The 680-nt window shown below is 58.2% G+C and carries 2 protein-coding genes; both read right to left on the minus strand.

The window, feature by feature from the left end:
- Positions 1-51: 51 nt before the first annotated feature.
- Positions 52-372, minus strand: a complete 321-nt coding sequence (locus ACFOLC_RS16135; protein ID WP_386760289.1) for a type II toxin-antitoxin system RelE/ParE family toxin — start codon at positions 370-372, stop codon at positions 52-54.
- Positions 360-617, minus strand: coding sequence for a type II toxin-antitoxin system prevent-host-death family antitoxin (locus tag ACFOLC_RS16140; RefSeq protein WP_386760290.1), 258 nt, complete (start codon positions 615-617; stop codon positions 360-362). The genes ACFOLC_RS16135 and ACFOLC_RS16140 overlap by 13 nt, the downstream gene beginning before the upstream one ends.
- Positions 618-680 lie beyond the last annotated feature (63 nt).

The following is a 680-nucleotide window of genomic DNA, read 5'->3' on the forward strand; positions in this document are numbered from 1 at the left end:
TAACGCCTGAATTAAGCCGACCCGCGAAGCGGGTTCGGCTTGAATGAATTGTTAGACCTTTGCCTGCTTGGCACGGGACGCCAGCCGCGTCTTGCGGAGTAGGCGCTCAGAACGCATGACATGCAGGATAAAAACTTTGTGTCCGTCATAGCGATAGAAGACGCGACAGGGTGACTCGACTATTTGCCGGTAGCGTGAACGCTTGAGCTCTTGGGGGCGACTACCACTCTCAGGGTGGTCAGCCAATTGCTCCACATGGCGGACAACGCGGCGCACCATGTCTGCGGCGGCTAGTGGATTCTCAATGGCGATGTAGTCGGCAATGGCGTCCAAGTCGCTCAAGGCCGGTTCCGTCCAGATTATTTCAACCATCGGGCCAGGCGGGTCTTGGCTTGGGCGTGCGAGACCACGCGACCTTCGGCTACCGCGAGCTCACCACGCGCGATGCCCTCCAGAACGGTCATGCGTTGCTGCAGGAGTTCGTAGCTCTCGACGTCTACGAGATAGGCGCTGGGCAGGCCGTGCTGGGTGATGAGAATAGGCTCCTTGTCCCGCTCGATGTCCGAGAGGAGCTCGGTGGCCTGGCGCTTAAGTGTGGTAACGAGTTCGGTACGCATAAAGTGACACTACAGTATCACTTTTGGCTGCGCAAGAGGTTGGCGCAAAGGTCTAACGCCTGA

The organism is Lysobacter cavernae (assembly GCF_042648505.1).
GTDB classification, from domain to species: Bacteria; Pseudomonadota; Gammaproteobacteria; order Xanthomonadales; family Xanthomonadaceae; genus Lysobacter_L; species Lysobacter_L cavernae.